Raw genomic sequence first — 12730 nt, 5'->3', positions numbered from 1 at the left:
ATGGATCCATGTCCACCCGTCTCCTTCTGGGCGTTTCGTGCTGCGCCGCGCTGCTGCTCGGCGCGTGGCTGCCTGCGGCTCTGGCGCAGGGACCCTCGGACCTGCCCACCGCACTACCGCCCATCTATCGGCCCGCACCGCCACAGCGGGGTCCGGGCGCTGGAGAGGTGCGTCCGCCCTCCCTGCCAGTTGAGGCGGGCGTCGTGGACCTCACGCCTGTGCCCCGCCTGATCCGGGCGGCGCAGGGGGGACGCGGCACCCTGCTGGCTGAATCGGGGCTGGCCGAACTGGGGTTGGTTGAAGCGGGGCTGGCCAGAGCGGGCCTCTGGCAGGTGCAGTTGCTGAGCAGCGCGCTGTCCCGTGATCTGCGCAGCGCCCGCCTGACCTTCCGTTTTCGGGCGCTCGGCGGCAGCCCGCCCACGCTGCCGCAAGTCCACGCGCAGGTATGGGGAGAGCTGGGGTCCCGGCTGCCGACGCGCTGGGAGACGCCGGAGCCGGGCGGCACCGTGGCCCTGACCGTCTTCCTGCCCAGCGAGGGCCAGGGCGCACGCGAGATTCGCGGGGGCGAGCGGCCCAGCCGGCTGATCCTGTACACCGGACGCTCTGGACTGGTCCTTCAACTGTCCTTTTAGCCTCGACTGTCCTTTTGGGCTGCTGTCCCTCAACACCTTGCCCCAAGAGGCGATACCGTATCTTGCGGCGCGAGTCAATCCGGAACTCCAGACATCGAACCGGCCCTCCGTTCCGCCCTCCCAAAGGAGTTTCCATGCCGCGCCCCCACTCCCCCCTGCTGCTGCTGGCCCTGAGCGCCGTGCTGGCGGCCTGCGCCGACACCCAGCCGCCACCGCCGCTCACAGCCAGCGAAACCGAGCCAAACGACAGCGCCGCCGCCGCCAACGCGCTGAGCATCGGCACACCGCTGAATGGGCGGATTGCCGGGCAGCCGCGCGACGTGGACTCCTTCAAATTCAGTGCGGAGGCCGGCGCGAGGTTGAAGCTGACGGTCAGAAGCGTGGGTGTGGACCCGCAAAGCACGCTGGACCCCTACGTGGAAGTGCGGCTGCCGGATGGATTCACTGTGCTGGAACACGACGACGACGGCGGCGCGGGCCTGGAATCCGAGCTGCGTTTTAATGTGACGCAGGCGGGAGCCTACTTTGTAACCGTAACCAGCTTCAAGATTCACGACGACGAGCGGGCCAGTGACGACCGGGCCACCAACACCTACCAGATTGCCCTGACGCGCCGATGAAAGGAGACGCCATGAAAGGTCCGCTCAGAATCTCGCTGCTGGGGCTGACTGGGGTGCTGGCGGCCTGCGGCCCAGGTCAGGGCACCACAGCGCCCATACCGCCCACGGCAACCACCGGACCTGGCATCAGACTTCCGGGCGGCGCGGCCCCGGCCAGCGACAGATGGTTCGTGGAACTGGCCGGCGATCCCACTAACCTCAGCGCCCAGGGTCTCGGCGCGCAGCAGACCAGCTTCCGGGCGCAGGCTGCTGGCAGCGGGATCGAGTACCAGGAAATCGCCAGCTACCGCACGCTGTTCAACGGCTTCGCGGTGGGGGCCAGTCCGGCGGAACTGGGCCGTCTGTCGCGCCTGCCGGGGGTGACCGGCGTGTACCCGGTGCGGCAGATCGCCCCGCTCAGAACTGTCCGGCGGCCCAGTGATCAGCCCAGTGGTCAGCCCAGTGATCAGCTCAGTGCCCAGGCCCTCAGCCCCGACGTCCTGAGCGCGCTGGGCATGACTGGCGCGGACCTCGCCCAGTCGCAACTGGGGTTGAGCGGCAAGGGCGTCCAGGTGGGCATCATCGACACCGGGCTGGACCTGAGCCATCCGGCCTTCCGGGGCCGCGTGGTGGCCGGATACGACTTCGTGGGCGACAGCTACGACGCCTCGCAACCCGGCTCGCAGCCAGCGCCGGACAGCAGTCCGGACGACTGCCAGGGCAACGGCACGAATGTGGCGGGCCTGGTGGGCGGGAGCGATCCGGCAGGGGGGTTCGTGGGCGTGGCCCCCGCCGTCAGCCTGGGCATCTACAAGGTCTTCGGGTGCCAGGGGACCACCGACAGCGCCACGCTGCTCACGGCGATGGAACGCGCCGGGGCGGACGGCATGCAGGTGCTGAACATCAGCCTGGGCGTGCCGTTCCAGTGGCCCCAGTACCCCACCGCGCGGGCCGCCAGCCGGCTGGTCAAGCGGGGCGTGGTGGTCAGCGCCGCCGCCGGGGACAGCGCCAGTGACAGTGCCGGTAATAGCGCAGTGGGCGCAGTGGCCGGGCCGTACAGCGTTGGCGCACCCGCCCTGGGCGAGAACGTGCTGGCGGTGGCTTCGGTGGAGAACACCAGAATTCAACTGGGCAACTTCACTCTGAGTTCGGGGGGGGCGCCGGTCGGCTACCGGCCCGTCAGTGGCGCACCCCTCCCGCCCGTGGGCCTGAGTCTGCCCGTAGGCAAACTGCCGTCCAGCACGCCGGGAACCGACAACGACGGCTGCTCCATCGACGGCCTCAATCCCTTTGCGCCAGGCAGCCTGAATGGGCAGGCCGCGCTGATCCGCCTGGGCAACTGCCCCGCGCGCGAGAAGACCATCAACGCCCGGAACGCCGGGGCGCGGGCGGTGGTGCTGTACAACAACCAGCCGGGCTTCGCCAGCGTGACCGCCGCGCCGGTCAATCCAGGCGACAGCACGGCCATCGACATCCCCGTCGTCTCGGTCCTGGCCGGGGACGGCGCGCGAATTGACGCGGCCATTGCGGCGGGCGTGCGGCTGACCATTGGCGCGGCCCCGCAGACGTTTGACAACCCCGGCGGCAATACCCTCAGCCGGTTCTCGGCACTGGGCGCGTCGCCGGACCTAGAACTCAAGCCCGATCTGGCCGCGCCGGGGGGCTGGGTCCGCACCACCACGCCTCTGAAGACAGATGCCAGCGGGTACGCGGTCCTCAGCGGCACCGGACTGGCCGCGCCGCAGGTGGCCGGAATCGCCGCGCTGCTGCTTCAAGCCCGGCCCGGCATTCCGGCCAGGGACATGGCGGCGCTGCTGATGAACAATTCTTCCTTCCGCACCAGCCCAGACGGCAGCGCACCGGCCCCCGTCCAGCAGCAGGGCGCGGGGATGGTGAACGTGCTGGCAGCTTACGGCAATCCGGTCACGGCCACCCCTGTCAAACTGAGCCTGGGCGCGAGTCAGACCTTCGGCACCCGCAGCAAGGTGATCGTGCTGAGGAACAGCGGCACACAGCCGGAAACGTTCACGGCGAAGAACGTTGTGGCCCAGACGCTGGACCGCCTGGGCAACGTCATGCCACCGCAGCCCACCGGCATGACCATCAACGGCCAGAACGCGAACGGCGGCGGGGTCAGCGTGACCGTACCTGCGGGCGGCCAGACCGAGTTGAATGTGGTGGTGACGCCGCCCACCCGCCCCACTCTGGGACAGTACGGCGGCTCCGTGTCGCTAAACAGCGTCGGCGGACACGCGCTGGTCATCCCCTACAGCGGTTTCGTGGGCAACTATCAGGGCCTGACCGTGCTGGGCGACGTGAGTTTCGACGGGGGCCGGACCTTCAAGAACTTCCCGGCGCTGTACGATCCCAAGACCTTCGAGTTCTACCCGGAAGGCCTGAACATCGCCAGTCCGCCCGCCTATACCCTGAAAGACGTGCAGGTCTTCGACGACAACGGCCAGAGGATCACCGTGCTGGACGCGCCGCAACTGCTGGTTCACTTCGGCCACCAGGCCCGCCGCCTGACGCTGGAGGTGCTGGATGCGGGCGGCGGGAGCCTGGGCAGCGTGTTCACGCAGGAGTACCTCGGGCGCAGCGCCACCGACATCTACACGGACCCCAACAGCGACGCCTTCGGTTTCGTGGGCTGGGACGGCACGCTGGCGGGCGGTCAGCTCGCCCCCGCCGGAACGTATCAACTCAGGTTGAGGGTGCTCAAGGCGCTGGGGAATCCCGCCGTTGCCGCCGACACCGAGACGTATCTGAGCCAGAAGTTCACGGTGGTGCGGGAATAGAGCGTCTGTCAAAAGAGCTGTCCACCTTTGACCGAACAAAGTGACTAAACGACCCTGCACTGAAAGTGCAGGAGTTTGGGAGCGACTGAAAGTCGCCGTCAACGCCACAGCACTCCGCCTATCAGCACGTCATATCTCTGGCTCGATGCTCTTTTGACACGCCAAGCTTCCTCTTCTTACTGCCCAGCCGCTCAGTTTTTCGTGACGGCGCAGGTCTGAAAGACTTGCACTGAAGTGCATGGCTTCGGACCAGCGCGCTCGGAGAGTGAATTTTACCGGGTATTCGGGACTGGCACAGCTCCGTAGGAAAGAGTGGAAGCATCGGGATTCTCCTTTTCCGCTGATGTCATTCGGACAAATGCTCTGGTACAGCGTCAAGCGATCAAATGAGAGGTTGGGATGAGGCGATACGCGCTCTGAGCGAAATCAGCTCCTCTTAGAAGATCGGTGGACCGTTTAGTAGACGGGAGTGGCCCGCCCAGAAACCTGCTTTTCAGACCACAGTCCTTCCGGCAACTCGGCCAGGATGGTCTGAATCACGCCGTCCAGGGTCAGCGGGCCGGTGTCGATCACCACCGCGTCGGGGGCGGGCGCACTCTGCACGCGGTCCAGGGCGTCGCGGCGGACCAATGCGGCCTCGATGGCGGGAACATCTTCCGGGCGCTCGCTGGCGCGGCGCTGGGCGCGGATGTGGGGGCTAGCGGTCAGGTAGAACTTGGCCCCCGCGTGCGGAAAGACATTGGTGCCCATGTCCCGGCCCTCGGCCACAAAGGGGGACGGCAGAGCGCGCAGTTGGGCGTCCACCCAGCCGCGTACCTCGGGCAGCGCGGCCACCACGCTCACGCCCGCATCCACGCGCGTGGAGTGCAGTTCGCCGGTCAGCTCGCGCTCGCCCTGCCAGATGCGGTTGCCCCCGGCCAGCGGTTCCAGACGCAGCGAATGGGCCAGAAGGTGGACCAGCAGGCCAGAGGCGTCGTGCAGATCCAGCGCGGCCTCCAGGCCCAGCAATGTCGCGGCGCGGTAGAGCAGGCCGCTGCTGACATACGGCACGCCCAGCGCCCGCGCCACGCCCGAGGACACACTGGATTTACCGCTGGCCGCCACGCCGTCAATGGTCACGATCATCAACTGGGCAGTGTACAGGAGGCAGGCTGACGCTGGGGCCGGGCCTTCAGGACAACTTGCCGGAAGAAAAGTCTGCCAGAGCGGGACAGCGGCGCGCCGGACGGCCCGTTTTCCCGGCCCACAGCCCAGCGCCGCCGCAGCGATGCCCTAGAATGCCTCCCAAACGCCCGTTAGGAGGCCCGTATGGACCGCAACAAGAGTGAAATATCAGACCGCCGGATACGGGTCCTGATCGCCAAGCCGGGCATGGATGGGCATGACCGGGGCGCAAAAGTGGTGGCCCGCGCCCTGCGCGACGCCGGGATGGAGGTTATTTACACTGGCCTGCGCCAGACCGCCGAGATGATCGTGAACGCCGCCGTGCAGGAGGACGTGGACGCCATCGGCCTGAGCGTGCTGTCCGGCGCACACATGCACTACTTCCGCGACGTGATGGCCCTGCTGAGGGAAAAAGACGCCACCGACATTATCGTCTTCGGCGGCGGCATCATTCCCGATCAGGACCTGCCCAAGCTGAAAGAACTGGGCGTGGGCAAAGTCTTCACGCCCGGCGCAAATACCGGCGACGCCGCCACCTACCTTCAGGAAGCGGTCACCGAGCGCTGGCGGGCGCAGGGGGAAGGGTGAGCGTACCGCCTTCACCTCTGTGCGGCCCTCGCCCATGAGTAAAGCCGCGCCCGCCCCCCAGCAAACATCCCGCATTGAATTGGGCCGTCTGGTGCCGCTTTACGCCGCACAGGCGCTGGCCACCGGGGCCACGACGGTCAGTACCATCCTGGCGAGCATCATCATGGGCACGCTGGGCTTTGGCAGTTTGTCGGGCCTGCCCAGCACGCTGATCAGCGTGTCGGCGGCGCTGTCGGCGGGGTTCTTCGGGGCGCTGATGCTGCGTTCGGGGCGCAGGCTGGGGCTGGGGCTGGCCTTTGCGCTGGGCACGCTGGGCGCAGTGCTGGGCTTTTTTGGCGGCAAGCTGGGCCTCACGCCGCTGTTTCTGGTGGGCGCGTCGATGATGGGCGCGGCGCAGGGCGGTTACCAGCAGGCACGTTACGCCGCTGCCGAGAGCGTGCCGGACAACCGGCGCGGCACCGCTCTCGGCGCACTGATGCTGATGAGCGTGCTGGGATCGTTTTTGATGACCGGCTTCTCGCGCCCCATCGAGCGCCTGGCCGTCACCTTCGGCACCACGCCCGAAATTGTCGGCTGGCTGGTGGGCGGCGGCCTGCTGGGCGTGGCCGCGCTATTGATGCTGTTCTGGACCCCGGTGCGCGAACCCGTCGCGGCGACAGTGGCCGGGGCCACGCGCAAGACGCCAACTTTCTCGGAGGCGTTCCGCACGCCGGGCGTTCGCAGCACCGCGCTGGCACTGGCCACCGCACAGGGCCTGATGGTCACGCTGATGAGCCTGACGCCGCTGCGGGCGCACAACATGGGCATGGACCACACGGGGATCGCCGCGCTGATCAGCGGGCATATCCTGGGCATGTTCGGCTTCGGCTGGCTGACCGGGCCGCTGATTGACCGCCTGGGCGTGCGCGTGGGCTACGTGGGCGGCGCAGTACTGCTCTGCGCGGCAGCCCTGACCGCAGCGCAGCCCGGGGCAGGGGCGCTGGGCCTGAGCATGTTCCTGCTGGGGCTGGGCTGGAACCTGGCCTTTGTGTCGGGCAGCAAGGCGCTGACCCACTTTCCCGCCGTGCAGGGCGTCACCGATGGTCTGGGATACATCACGGCGGGCGCGGGAACGCTGCTGGGCGGTTTCCTGATCGCCCGCGCGGGCTTTCCGGCGCTGGCCTACACCTGCGCCGTGCTGGCCGTGCTGCCGCTGTTCAGCGCGTGGCGGGCCGGAAAATCTTCTCAGCCCATGCAGAAGGCCGCATGAACGCCGCCGAGACCCGCACCCTGCTGGACGCCCTGAACGCCGCCCACGCCAGAGGCCAGCGCGCCGCCATCGCCACCGTCGTGGGCGTGCAGGGCAGCGCCTACCGCCGCGAGGGAACGCGCATGCTGGTGCTGGACGACGGCGCGCAGGTGTGCATGCTCTCCGGCGGCTGTCTGGAGGCGGAGGTGGTGGAGGTGGCCCTGGAAGTGATTCGCACTGGAACGCCCACCATCACCCATTACGACCTGTCAGAAGATGCCACCTGGGGCCTGGGCATCGGCTGCGGCGGCAGCGTGGACGTGCGGGTGGAGCGGGTGGATCGGGATGACCCCGTGATGGGCGCGTGGCTGCGAGCGCTGGCGAACGGGGCGCTAGCGGCGCTGGCCGTGCCGCTGAAGGGCGAGGGCCGCCTCCTGATTAAGCCGGATGGGGAAACGACAGGCCACCTCTCCCCCGCCCCGCTGCGCGACTTTGCCGTTCAGGCCGCACGGGAACGGCTGGGCCAGCTTGAGCCGCGCGCCGTGACGCTGGCCGCGCCGGACGGAACACCCATGTTCATCGACATCAGCACGCCGCCGCCCGTGCTGGTGCTGTATGGGGCGGGACATGACGCCATGCCACTGGCGCGTGGGGCACATGACCTGGGGTACGAGGTGCATGTGATCGACCCGCGCGGCGCGTACCTCACGCCCGGACGTTTTCCGGGGGCCATCCTGCATGACCTCGCGCCGGAGGAACTGGGGCAGTTCACGCCGCCCGCCCGCGCCAGCCTGCTGATCATGAACCACCACCTGGACCGGGACCGCACCTGCTTGCAGCACGCGCTGAATTCTGGCGCACCCTACGTGGGCGTGCTGGGGCCGCTGAGCCGCGCCCAGGGTCTGCTGGACGAATTAGCGGCAGAAGGCGTGACCTTCGGCAACGCGCAACGCTCCCGCCTGCGCGCCCCAGTGGGCCTGCGACTGGGTGCCGAGGCCCCCGAAGAGGTGGCCCTGAGCATCCTGGCCGAGCTGATGGCGTGGCGGCGCGGCTACGACGGCGGCTTCCTGAGCGGCCACAACGGGCGCATCCACGACGCCCACACACACGCAGCCAGTCCAGCACTAGGCGCGTCCCCGGAACAGTAACCGCCTCTGTGCCTGCCCAACAGGTTCAATGCAGCATGACCCCCTTCACGCCCACCTCTGACCTGTGCGACGCCCACCCGGAAGCGCAGGTCTTCGCGCCTGTATTTCAGGATTTTGGAGGACAGGCGCAGTTCAGTGGCCCTGCCCTCACCCTGCGCGTTTACGAGAACAACACGCTGGTGCGCGCCACGCTGGAGACACCCGGCAAAGGCCGCGTTTTGGTGGTGGACGGCGGCGGCAGCCTCAACTGCGCGCTGGTGGGCGATCAACTGGCCGGGCTGGGCGTGCAGTACGGCTGGGCGGGCATCATCGTCCACGGCTGCGTGCGCGACACGGCGCAGTTGGCAACCATGCCCATCGGCATCCGGGCGCTGGCCGCCCATCCCCGGCGCAGCGGCAAGGCGGACGTGGGGGAGCGGGATGTGGTCCTGACTTTTGCGGGCGTGACGGTGCGGCCCGGCGATAGGGTTCACACCGACGAGGACGGGATTTGCGTGCTGCCCCAGAGCTGAATCAGTAAACGCAGCTAAACTGACCCCATGAGCGAGCCTGCATACCAGCACATGACCGAGGAGGAATACCTGGCGAGCGAGGAACTCAGCCCGGTCAAGCGCGAGTATGTCGGCGGTTACGTGTACGCGCTGCACGGCGACACGCTGGCGCAGGCGGGGGCCAGCAGTCGGCACGGCGAGGTGTGCGTCAATCTGATTCTGGCGCTTGGCCCCAGCACGAAAAAACGACGCTGCTCTATCTACCAGTCCGACATGCGCGTGAACTGCACCACGCCCGTGGGCAAGCGGGTCTACTACTACCCCGATGTCGTCGCCACCTGCGAGAAGGTGGACGGCAGGGCAGCGAGCATCAGCGCCCCCAGCCTGATCGTGGAAGTCCTCAGCCCACGCACCCGCCACACGGACCTGACCGACAAGATCTGGGCCTACACCAGTCTGGCAAGCTTGCAAACCTACCTGATCGTGGAAACCGATACCCGCCTCGTCCGGGCCATTGAGCGGCAGCCGGACGACAGTTGGGGCGAGCGGGAATTGAGCGACGCGGGTGAGATCGAGTTAGCGTATCTGGGCACGACTTTAACGCTGGATGATGTTTACGACGGAGTTTTTCAGAGCAACGCATAGAAAAGCCCCTCACCCAGACCATCGCAAAGATGGAGTTGGGTAAAGGGTCTTTCAACTGCCTGGGGTTTTAGCTCAGGCCCCGCAAAGCCTCCCGCATAATTTCCAATCCCGTCTCCGCATCCTCGCGCGTCAGGATCAGGGGCGGGCTGACGCGGATCACGGCCTCGCCGCAGTCCAGGTTGAGGAGGCCGCGCTCGAAGATGGCGGTGCTGGCGCGGTCCCGCAGTTGGCCGTCGGGGCTACCATCGGGCTTGACGAATTCCATGCCGATAAACAGCCCCTCGCCGCGCACATCGCCCAGGAAGGGGAATTCGGACTGCATGGCCTTCAGCTCGGACAGCAGGTAAGCGCCCACGTCGGCGGCGTTCTTCATCAGGCTCTCGCCGCAGCCAGGGTGTTTGACCACGCCTTCAATCAGGTCCAGGGTGGCGTGGGCCGCCGCCGCCGCCACCGGGTTGCCGCCATAGGTGCTGCCGTGCGAGCCGACAGGCCAGGTCATCACCGATTCCTTTGCCAGCAGCGCGGAAATGGGCATCCCCGAGGCGATTCCCTTCGCCACCGTGATCATGTCGGGCTGAACCTCGCCGTAAATTTCAAACTGCTGATAAGAGAACATCTTGCCGGTGCGGCCCATTCCGGCCTGCACCTCATCGTAGATAAGCATGATGCCGTGTTCGTCGCACAGCACCCGCAAGCCGGGCAGGAAGTCGGCAGGCGGCACGATGTATCCGCCCTCGCCCTGCATGGGTTCCACGATGATGGCGGCGACCTCATCGGCGGGAATGACACCCACGAATAACTCGCGGATGTGGTTCAGCACGGCCTGACCGCAGGCTTCGGGGGTGGACCCCAGCGGCGGGCGGAAGGGATTGGGATACGGCACATGCGACACGGCGGGCAGCAGCGGCCCAAAGCCGCGCTTGTACTTGGTCTTGCTGCCCGTCAGCGTGATCGCGCCGTAGGTGCGCCCGTGGAAACTGCCCATCGTGGAGATGATGTGGCTGCGTCCGGTATGGTTGCGGGCCAGCTTGACGGCGGCCTCCACAGCCTCCGCGCCAGAGTTGCCGAAGAAGACACGCCACTTCTCCGTGCTTCCATCGGGCAGGGGCCGCTCCACATGTTTGACCAGACGCTCCGCGAGGCTGGTGGTGATTTCCTGCGGGTAGTCGGACAGGCAGACGTGCGTGAACTTGGTGATCTGCTCCTGCACGGCCCTCACCACATGCGGGTGGGCGTGGCCGGTGGTGGACACAGCGATGCCCGCGAAGAAATCCAGCATGGTATTGCCGTCCGGGTCAGACAGCCACACGCCCTCGCCGTGGTCCGGCACGAAGGGATACGGGCGCGTGTAGGAAGTGGACAGGTGCTGGGCGTCGCGGTCCATGATGGCCTTGGTCTTCGGGCCAGGGAGGGCGGTTTTGAGGATGGGTTGGCGGGCTTTGGTGGCAGTGGTCATGGCTGCTCCTTCGGAGGTCTAAAGGTCTGAGGGTCAAGGGTCTAAGGGAACGACAGGAGAAATGAGCTGAAGGGTAGGGTTTGGAAGTAGATGAAACGTATTTTCCGTTTGAGGAGCTGGGTGTTTATTCACTGGCACTTGATTTCGCCGCTGAGATTTACCGCGTATCCGAGGGGTTTGCAAACCATGAGCGGTTCGGACTGACCAATCAGATGCGGCGGGCGGCTGTGTCCATTTCTCTAAACAGTGCTGAGGGCCGGGGCCGGGGGACAGACCGTGAGTTCATCCGGTTCCTGATGATCTCGCGTGGCCGCCTGTTTGAAGTGATCAGCGCCTCTCAGATCGCCCACCGCCTCCACTATCTAACCGCAGATGATCTGGCCCATATTCGCCAGCAGGCCAAAGTCCTCTCCGCCAAACTGATGGCCCTTATCAAATGTCTCGGTCCCGTCCCTAGCCCTTAGACCCCTTGGCCCTTAGACAGCGGCAAAGCCGCCCTAATCCCCGCTATGCACCGGAATCGGCACATTGACCTTCCCATCCGGCGAGGTGTCGCTGACGCTGGCCGCGTTCGGTGCGCCCACGCCATACGCCGCCCATTTGTCCTCACGGCTGTTCAGGCGGTGGCTCACCTCGCCGGGGCGGTGGTGCGTCTCGCTGAATCCGGCGGGTTCAATGGAAATGCGCTCGCCCTGCATCAAGCCGTAAATGCCGCTCTGACCGGGTTCCTTGCGCTCCCAGTCTTCGGGAACCATCATGTCCGGCCCGGTGTAGTCGGTGGGTTCGGTGTACGCGGCGATGTAGCCCTCAAAGTTCCGCAGAATCAGCTTGTCGGGGCTGTGCGAGAGGACATAATTGGGCGCAACCGGAATCTTGCCGCCGCCGCCGGGTGCGTCCACCACGTAGGTGGGAATGCTGTAGCCGGAGGTATGCCCGCGCAGGCTCTCCATGATCTCCAGCCCCTTGCTGACGGTGGTTCGCAGGTGGCCCGCCCCGTGAACGAGGTCACACTGGTAGATGTAATACGGGCGCACCCGAATCTTGACCAGCTCGCGCAGCAGCTTTTGCATGATCACCGGATGGTCATTGATGCCCCTCAAGAGAACGCTCTGGTTGCCCAGCGGCACGCCTGCGCGGGTCAGGCGGTCACAGGCGTCGGCCACTTCGGGGGTGATTTCCTTGGGGTGGTTGACGTGAATGTTCATCCACAGCGGGTGGTTTTCTGCCAGCACGTCGCACAGTTCCTCGGTCACGCGCATGGGCATAAAGACCGGAACGCGGGTGCCAATGCGGATGATCTCGATATGCTCGATCTTGCGGAGTTCCGAGAGCAGCCGCCCCAGCACTTTCGGCGCGAGGGTCAGCGGATCGCCGCCGGACAGCAGCACGTCGCGCACCTGGGGCGTGTTCCGCAGGTACTTCAGTTGTGCCTCGTACTCGGCGGGATTAAACGTCTCGGTGGGATCACCCACGATGCGGCTGCGGGTGCAGTAGCGGCAGTAGCTGGCGCATTGTGTGGTCACCAGCATCAGCACGCGGTCCGGGTAGCGGTGGACCAGGCCGGGGACGGGGCTGTGCTTGTCCTCGGCCAGCGAGTCTTCCATCATGGACATAAACGGCTCTAGCTCGTGGTGCGTGGGGATCACCTGACGGCGCACCGGGCAGGTGGGATCATCGGCGTCCATCAGCGAGGCAAAATACGGCGTGATGTCCAGCCGGAAGATGCCCTCGGCGCTGGCTCCAGCGTGTTCGCTCTCGGTCAGGCGGATGACTTCCTCCAGCTCTGAGACGGAATTGATGCGGTTCTTGAGCTGCCATTTCCAGTCGTACCACTTTTCGTCAGGAACGTCGGCCCATTTGGGGGCGCGGTGGCCACGCGGCAGCATCTGCTGACTGCGGGTGGTGGCCTGCGGGTGTCGGGGGGCATGGGACATTGGAGCCTCCTGGGAGAGAGAAACGTGGGGTGCTTGACTCCCATTCTTGC

Annotated in this window: 12 protein-coding genes; 9 read left to right on the top strand and 3 right to left on the bottom strand. The window is 66.4% G+C overall.

What is annotated here, in order from left to right; all coding sequences use genetic code 11:
* Positions 1–8 precede the first annotated feature (8 nt).
* The 3 genes from Q322_RS24325 to Q322_RS0100630 all read left to right on the top strand — a co-directional run bounded on the left by Q322_RS24325 (position 9) and on the right by Q322_RS0100630 (position 4026).
* Positions 9–632 carry a hypothetical protein gene (locus Q322_RS24325; protein WP_245593090.1) on the top strand — a complete coding sequence of 208 codons (624 nt, stop codon included), beginning with the start codon at positions 9–11 and terminating at the stop codon, positions 630–632.
* A gap of 134 nt (positions 633–766) precedes the next feature.
* On the top strand, positions 767–1252 hold the full coding sequence (locus Q322_RS24320; RefSeq protein ID WP_029474919.1) for a PPC domain-containing protein: 486 nt from the start codon (positions 767–769) through the stop codon (positions 1250–1252).
* Positions 1253–1263: 11 nt separating this feature from the next.
* Positions 1264–4026 (top strand): S8 family serine peptidase, encoded by a 2763-nt coding sequence (locus Q322_RS0100630; RefSeq protein WP_029474917.1) that lies wholly within the window; start codon positions 1264–1266, stop codon positions 4024–4026.
* Positions 4027–4482: 456 nt separating this feature from the next.
* On the opposite strand, the gene cmk is transcribed toward Q322_RS0100630, so the two are convergent.
* Positions 4483–5151, bottom strand: coding sequence for a (d)CMP kinase (cmk, locus tag Q322_RS0100625; RefSeq protein WP_051667944.1), 669 nt, complete (start codon positions 5149–5151; stop codon positions 4483–4485).
* Positions 5152–5334: 183 nt separating this feature from the next.
* On the opposite strand from cmk, the gene Q322_RS0100620 reads away from it, so the two are divergent.
* The 5 genes from Q322_RS0100620 to Q322_RS0100600 are packed head-to-tail and all read left to right on the top strand — an operon-like array spanning position 5335 to position 9290.
* The gene (locus Q322_RS0100620; protein ID WP_029474912.1) at positions 5335–5778 is read left to right on the top strand and encodes a cobalamin B12-binding domain-containing protein; all 444 of its coding nucleotides are present in this window, start codon (positions 5335–5337) and stop codon (positions 5776–5778) included.
* 34 nt (positions 5779–5812) lie between these two features.
* Positions 5813–7027: an MFS transporter gene (locus Q322_RS0100615; RefSeq protein WP_034417133.1), complete on the top strand. Its 1215-nt coding sequence runs from the start codon at positions 5813–5815 to the stop codon at positions 7025–7027.
* On the top strand, positions 7024–8154 hold the full coding sequence (locus Q322_RS0100610; protein ID WP_029474908.1) for an XdhC family protein: 1131 nt from the start codon (positions 7024–7026) through the stop codon (positions 8152–8154). Before Q322_RS0100615 ends, Q322_RS0100610 begins: the two co-directional genes overlap by 4 nt.
* 35 nt (positions 8155–8189) lie before the next feature.
* Positions 8190–8666, top strand: a complete 477-nt coding sequence (gene rraA, locus Q322_RS0100605) for a ribonuclease E activity regulator RraA (RefSeq protein ID WP_029474906.1) — start codon at positions 8190–8192, stop codon at positions 8664–8666.
* A gap of 27 nt (positions 8667–8693) precedes the next feature.
* On the top strand, positions 8694–9290 hold the full coding sequence (locus Q322_RS0100600; protein ID WP_029474904.1) for a Uma2 family endonuclease: 597 nt from the start codon (positions 8694–8696) through the stop codon (positions 9288–9290).
* 67 nt (positions 9291–9357) lie between these two features.
* Here Q322_RS0100600 and Q322_RS0100595 read toward each other — a convergent pair whose 3' ends face one another.
* A complete protein-coding gene (locus Q322_RS0100595; protein ID WP_029474902.1) occupies positions 9358–10746 on the bottom strand; it encodes an acetyl ornithine aminotransferase family protein in 1389 nt (462 codons plus the stop codon).
* 80 nt (positions 10747–10826) lie between these two features.
* On the opposite strand from Q322_RS0100595, the gene Q322_RS0100590 reads away from it, so the two are divergent.
* Positions 10827–11210, top strand: coding sequence for a four helix bundle protein (locus tag Q322_RS0100590; protein WP_029474900.1), 384 nt, complete (start codon positions 10827–10829; stop codon positions 11208–11210).
* A 33-nt stretch (positions 11211–11243) separates the two neighbouring features.
* On the opposite strand, the gene Q322_RS0100585 is transcribed toward Q322_RS0100590, so the two are convergent.
* Positions 11244–12680, bottom strand: coding sequence for a KamA family radical SAM protein (locus Q322_RS0100585; protein WP_029474898.1), 1437 nt, complete (start codon positions 12678–12680; stop codon positions 11244–11246).
* Positions 12681–12730 lie beyond the last annotated feature (50 nt).

The sequence above is a fragment of the Deinococcus frigens DSM 12807 genome (assembly GCF_000701425.1).
GTDB classification, from domain to species: Bacteria; Deinococcota; Deinococci; order Deinococcales; family Deinococcaceae; genus Deinococcus; species Deinococcus frigens.
Note: the sequence above shows the minus strand (reverse complement) of the source record. Positions and strands in the feature narration are given on the sequence as shown.

Coding starts and splice junctions, on each gene's coding strand:
- Q322_RS24325 (WP_245593090.1), top strand. CDS start 9: ATGTCCACCCGTCTCCTTCTGGGCGTTTCGTGCTGCGCCGCGCTGCTG.
- Q322_RS24320 (WP_029474919.1), top strand. CDS start 767: ATGCCGCGCCCCCACTCCCCCCTGCTGCTGCTGGCCCTGAGCGCCGTG.
- Q322_RS0100630 (WP_029474917.1), top strand. CDS start 1,264: ATGAAAGGTCCGCTCAGAATCTCGCTGCTGGGGCTGACTGGGGTGCTG.
- cmk (WP_051667944.1), bottom strand. CDS start 5,151: ATGATCGTGACCATTGACGGCGTGGCGGCCAGCGGTAAATCCAGTGTG.
- Q322_RS0100620 (WP_029474912.1), top strand. CDS start 5,335: ATGGACCGCAACAAGAGTGAAATATCAGACCGCCGGATACGGGTCCTG.
- Q322_RS0100615 (WP_034417133.1), top strand. CDS start 5,813: ATGAGTAAAGCCGCGCCCGCCCCCCAGCAAACATCCCGCATTGAATTG.
- Q322_RS0100610 (WP_029474908.1), top strand. CDS start 7,024: ATGAACGCCGCCGAGACCCGCACCCTGCTGGACGCCCTGAACGCCGCC.
- rraA (WP_029474906.1), top strand. CDS start 8,190: ATGACCCCCTTCACGCCCACCTCTGACCTGTGCGACGCCCACCCGGAA.
- Q322_RS0100600 (WP_029474904.1), top strand. CDS start 8,694: ATGAGCGAGCCTGCATACCAGCACATGACCGAGGAGGAATACCTGGCG.
- Q322_RS0100595 (WP_029474902.1), bottom strand. CDS start 10,746: ATGACCACTGCCACCAAAGCCCGCCAACCCATCCTCAAAACCGCCCTC.
- Q322_RS0100585 (WP_029474898.1), bottom strand. CDS start 12,680: ATGTCCCATGCCCCCCGACACCCGCAGGCCACCACCCGCAGTCAGCAG.